Origin of the sequence: Fibrobacter sp., assembly GCF_045131395.1 — a bacterium.
Lineage (GTDB): Bacteria > Fibrobacterota > Fibrobacteria > Fibrobacterales > Fibrobacteraceae > Fibrobacter.
Genome location: NZ_JBGUQY010000041.1, coordinates 1 through 3,536 on the forward strand (window position 1 = coordinate 1; position 3,536 = coordinate 3,536).

Here is a 3,536-nt window from a genome sequence, read left to right on the forward strand (position 1 = left end):
GTGGTGATGGGACGGCTTTGAACAATATAAAACTTATTTTCGTAAAGGCACCATTCGATATCCTGTGGATTCCCGAAATAGGACTCAATGGTTCTTCCCATGCGCTCCAGCTGTAAAATCTGTTCGTCTGTCAGGGTCTGCATATTCTGGTGTTCAGTCTCAATCTCTCTTTCTTCCGTACCGCCCTCTTCTATGGCGTAGATAGCAAGTTTCTTGGTAGAAACCTTTTTATCGACGATTCTGCCTTCTCTTACTTTATAGATATCTGCATTGACCAAGCCGGAGACCAGCGCCTCACCAAGCCCTAAACTGGCATCTATTGATGACACCCTCCGGTTGGAGGTGACGGGATCTGCTGTGAACATAATCCCTGATGCCTGGGGGAATACCATCCGCTGAACAATGACAGATAAATAGACCTTACTGTGACCGAAGTTATTGCGGATGCGATAGGTAACTGCACGATCGGTAAACAGTGATGCCCAGCACATACTGATATGCTTAAGAATCGAATCTTTTCCTTTGATATTCAAATAAGTATCCTGCTGCCCTGCAAAGGAGGCCGTAGGAAGATCCTCCGCTGTGGCACTGGAACGCACGGCATAAGCATTGTTCTCACCATACCTTGCGAGATAATGAAGGACTTCTTCCTCAATGTCCTTTGAAATAATGATTCCTTCAATAACCCTGCGAATCATTCCGCTGATTTCACTGATTTTCTGTCTGTCTTCTGCCTTTAGCAGGGACAATTGCTCCAACAATGAGTCTAATTCCGGTGTTTCGTTGATTATTTTTTTGTATGCTTCGGTCGTAATGCAAAAGCCCTCCGGTACTCGTATTCCCTCAATTCTGGATAATTCTCCAAGGTTGGCGCCTTTACCCCCAACTGCCATGAGCTTATGTCTATCGATCTCCTGAAAACTAAGCACATATGAATTCATAAAACTTTCCCTCCTTCATTTTTAATGATCACTTATAAAAGTTTCTTCTAAAAAGTTTCAGGCATTCTTCAAACACCTTATATAATTCATCAAGATCACTTTCTCCCACACCTGCCATTTTGCTCATATATCCCTCGGAAATCCAGTCAATCATGTTCATAACAAGGTTTGGATCAACATCATCTTTGAATTTTGAAAAATCTGCACCATCAAAAGCCATTTTCTTTCCGATGGTTCTGCCGTCACCTTTGCTAAAAATAGTTTTTAGTTCTTCCTTAACTTCATCATCATTTTCAAAATAGGCACTCTGAATAAACGAAGAGACATAAGGATGTTTTTTCATCAAATTCATTTTAAGCTTAGATGTATATGCAATCCGATCAAATAAGTCTGTAATACTCTCATCAAATTTCTCTACAACCTCGGTACTAATACTGCCCACACACATATTAACCAAGTATACGTATAGCTCTTTCTTTGTGCCAAAATAATGAAATACCATTGCTTTGGAAATACCTGCACTACTGGCTATATCACTAATAGATGTTTTCTTATATCCATGCACTGCAAAGTTTTTTAATGCGGCATCAATAATTATATTTTGTTTTTCTACAGGTAAATTTAAAAATTTTTCCATATCATTGCCTCCTCATCAAAACTATATAAACCAATTCGGTTTATACCATAATAACACAATAAACCGAATCGGTCAAGATTTTTTATTGCCTATCCCAAGTTAAACCTTATGAAGTTGCAAACCTAATTTTTTGTCTACAAGTCTGCAACTATCATCGCTCTTCGCAGTTATATATGTGATTAACGAATTCTGATCCACTAAATCTTCCTGCACATATCTGTTTGAGTTTCAAGCACATTGCATATCTTCAGAAACAGAGAAAATAGGGTAAGGCTGTCTCCACTTTTAATCTTGCGGATATGCACTTGCTTTTACTCCAAATAGTTCGAATAATCGCCCAGAGGTTAAGTCATTGTTCTTTCGTAGTTGACTGACCGTTAAAACATAAAAAAATATACTGTATTCTTTTTCTGTAATAAGCCTTTCTTAGAGTGGGAAGTTCTGGTGGGTCCACAGTGAACCGCACCTGGGTTCAGCAAAAAGACAATTCTTCCCCTTGGCGGAAAATCCGACTTTTCCCTTTGCTGCAGCCTGTTATTTTCTTAAAATAAGCCTGTTGCTGGTATTACTCCCATTCTCCCGATAGCGAGGTTCTTTTTCAATAAGCCCCACCTTGACCAGATCATGCAGTGCACGCTTGACAGTGCTGCGTGAGAGCTGCAAATCAGCGGCTATGGTTTTTACAGCAGGCCAGCAGTCCGCACTTTTTCCGGCACGGTCACACAGATATATATAAACAGTCCTCGCCCGGTGGGGAAGCTCATCGGGCGAGGCAGTGTAGATATGGTTGAAGTAACTCATGGATATCCCTCCCTTTAGGTTTTGAGTACAGTGCGTCGGCGCACAGCATTTTCAGTGGATTCTGCTACCGGGGTATGAAGGGTTCCTGTCCCGGCTGTCGACTCTAAAATCTCTCCGGTATCTTCATCCACCATGATGCATGCCATGTGCTTGCGGACGATGTTTTCTTCCAGTGTGTTCTTATCGGCATAGACCACTTTCCGGTGTGCTTTTTCCTCCACTGTATAAGGCTCTCCAAAACGAATGCCCCAATCAAGGAACAGCCTCAGCTTTGTCCTCATAGGATGGGTGCCAGTTTTCATAACGACAAAGCTGCCTTTGGGAATAGACTTCAATTCATCCGGCGTCATGAGGGTGCGCTCCATCATCTGCAGGGATTGGCTGGGATCGTTTTTCCCCCGGCTTACGCTGCCGCTCATGACGGTGCGGCTACCCAGCGCCTTACTCAGCACCTCTGCGGTCTGACTGTTTGGAGCGAAGCCGCCGAAGATGGTGTCCTGGCAGTTGTCTACGATGATCTCTGAACCCTCTTTACCATAGTTTTTTTCGAGCTGACCGAAGGACTGTATGATGGGCACCATGGAAAGCCGGCGTGAACGTGATGCACTGAAAATTAATTCAAGCGATTCAATAGCCGGAAGCGTTCCCAGCTCATCGCAGTAAAACATCACACGGTTTTTTAGCTTGCCGCCGTTTTCATCGGCCACCGCAAGGATTTCACGGTAAAGCTGCTGGATCATAAGGGATACCATAAAATACTTAGTTAGATCTTCTTCGGGAAGCACAATGAACAGTGCGGATTTTTCATTACAGAACTTTTCCGCATCAATAGCTGTTTCAAAGCAGAGTATCTGTTCCATCTCGGAGTCAAGGAAGGCATTTAAACGGGATAGTACGGTGGAGAGCACCGATGCCATGGCCTGCTCTGCGGAATTGAGGGCAGCTCCCGCAAACCAGCGGGCCTTGTGGTCGGATGGCAGTTTATCCATCAGGAGCTGGAATTGGCTTTTTCCTTTTACTTTGCTGGGTGATAATAAATCCTGTACCAGTTTGAACACACTGATGATATGACGGCAGTCCACCTTTTTCCCATCCACCTCAGTGGGGGGCAGATATTCGGCAATCAGCAGAATCACCGAGGACAGGAGTCCTTCGGC

Annotated in this window: 4 protein-coding genes; all 4 read right to left on the reverse strand. The window is 43.6% G+C overall.

Features of this window, described 5'->3' with window-relative positions:
* The coding region (locus tag ACJMNB_RS10555) for a PEP/pyruvate-binding domain-containing protein (protein WP_405342227.1) at window positions 1-941 on the reverse strand (941 nt) is incomplete at its 3' end.
* 28 nt (window positions 942-969) lie between these two features.
* Window positions 970-1,578 (reverse strand): TetR/AcrR family transcriptional regulator, encoded by a 609-nt coding sequence (locus tag ACJMNB_RS10560; protein ID WP_107436594.1) that lies wholly within the window; start codon window positions 1,576-1,578, stop codon window positions 970-972.
* A 534-nt stretch (window positions 1,579-2,112) separates the two neighbouring features.
* Window positions 2,113-2,379 carry a helix-turn-helix domain-containing protein gene (locus ACJMNB_RS10565; protein WP_092871289.1) on the reverse strand — a complete coding sequence of 89 codons (267 nt, stop codon included), beginning with the start codon at window positions 2,377-2,379 and terminating at the stop codon, window positions 2,113-2,115.
* Window positions 2,380-2,393: 14 nt separating this feature from the next.
* Window positions 2,394-3,536: type IV secretory system conjugative DNA transfer family protein (locus ACJMNB_RS10570; protein ID WP_405342230.1), on the reverse strand; the 1,143-nt coding region annotated here is incomplete at its 5' end.

Coding starts and splice junctions, on each gene's coding strand:
- ACJMNB_RS10560 (WP_107436594.1), bottom strand. CDS start 1,578: ATGGAAAAATTTTTAAATTTACCTGTAGAAAAACAAAATATAATTATT.
- ACJMNB_RS10565 (WP_092871289.1), bottom strand. CDS start 2,379: ATGAGTTACTTCAACCATATCTACACTGCCTCGCCCGATGAGCTTCCC.